Consider the following 1,074-nt stretch of genomic DNA (forward strand, 5'->3'; position numbering starts at 1 on the left):
CTAAAAATAACTTCAAGGAAACTATTATGACGCAAATTAATCGACGTGATTTCATTAAATTGACCAGTGCCTCAGCAGCATTAGTTGCTGTCCCCTCAACCTTGAAAGCTGAAGTTAGTAGTGCTTTTGAAGCACGAGTCGTTGTTGTTGGTGGCGGATTCGCCGGGGCAACTATGGCAAAATATTTACGCCTATGGGGAAATGGAAAAATTCAGGTAACGATGGTTGATAAAAACCCTGAACATGTGTCTTGTGTATTAAGCAACCTGATTCTAAATGACCGCTTACAAATGGAAGATATCACTTTGCCCTTTACACCACTACAAGACAATTATGGTGTTATTGTTAAGCAAGGTCTAGTGACAGATGTAACAGTGGTACCCGAGAGCGATGAGAAAACAGTACATTTAGATTCTGATGAAACCATAGTCTGTGATTATGTAGTCCTGGCGCCAGGCATAGAGTTTATAGATATTGAAGGGCTTAAAAACGGCGATATAAATAACTTTGATGTTTATTCCTCATGCCTGGATTGCGGGGCCACAAACTGAATTATTACGCGATCAATTGCAAACCATGCAACAAGGTGATACTTTTGTAATGACCGTGCCTCAAAGCCCGTACCGTTGCCCACCGGGACCTTATGAACGGGCGTGTGTTGTAGCAGATTATATTAAACGTATTCTTGACAGTGATGGCCAGGTAATTGTGCTGGACCCACACCCTGAAATAACCATTGAAAAAGAAACATTTGAACAGGCCTTTAGTGGCATATATGGAGATATTGTCACCTATGTGCCTAACGCTACTTTGAATTCTGTTGAAATTAACCCGATAACTGGTGCGAAGGTTGCTATAACGTCAGTAGGAGACTTTTCTGGTAAAGTTATAAACGTGATACCCACTCACCAAGCCGCAAAAATTGTCGACGATTTAGGTTTGTTACCCATAGGTGCTAGATTTGCTCCTGTTATAGCAGCCAGTTATGAGTCTACTCAACGCCCTGGTTTTTATGTTATCGGGGAGTAACTACTCAGCGTAAATAATTAAAAAAGTTCTTGACAGAGTTTTAGC

2 protein-coding genes are annotated in these 1,074 nt (G+C 41.1%); both read left to right on the forward strand.

What is annotated here, in order from left to right:
* Positions 1–551, forward strand: a 551-nt coding sequence (locus CDZ78_RS20875; RefSeq protein WP_211200792.1) for an FAD-dependent oxidoreductase, incomplete at its 5' end; no start/stop codon positions are given.
* Positions 511–1,029, forward strand: a complete 519-nt coding sequence (locus CDZ78_RS20880) for a hypothetical protein (protein ID WP_087871640.1) — start codon at positions 511–513, stop codon at positions 1,027–1,029. The genes CDZ78_RS20875 and CDZ78_RS20880, both read left to right, overlap by 41 nt.
* Positions 1,030–1,074 lie beyond the last annotated feature (45 nt).

This window comes from Bathymodiolus platifrons methanotrophic gill symbiont, assembly GCF_002189065.1.
GTDB lineage: Bacteria > Pseudomonadota > Gammaproteobacteria > Methylococcales > Methylomonadaceae > Methyloprofundus.